Source organism: Chryseobacterium sp. HNCC26DJ241 (genome assembly GCF_057180505.1).
On sequence record NZ_JBXUGL010000096.1, the window covers coordinates 1 to 296 of the forward strand.

The window sequence follows — 296 nt, forward strand, 5'->3', positions numbered from 1 at the left end:
CTTTGGGAAGAAATCTCCCGGTTCTTTTCTTTGTCAGCCTTTGTTAAAGGCTTTTTCTTGGTTTTCTTCTTTGGTATTTCCGTATTCATATGTCGTTTGAGAATTCCAAGATAACCTGTATCTACAAGTAATTTTGTTTGAGGATGAATGTGCGTTTTACTTTCTTTGAACAATCTAAAGTCATGCTTTTTTCCATGGCTTTGAACAATACAGATCACTTCTTTTGTTAACTTATCCACCACTATTTGGCTCTTTATTGTGTGTCGTTTCTTTTTGCCAGAATAGTATTTACGTTG

At 34.5% G+C, this 296-nt stretch carries 1 protein-coding gene; it reads right to left on the reverse strand.

Annotated elements, in window-relative coordinates:
- Window positions 1-296 (reverse strand): transposase family protein (locus tag AC2A1C_RS15895; RefSeq protein ID WP_484026914.1); only part of this gene is annotated, 296 nt, incomplete at both ends.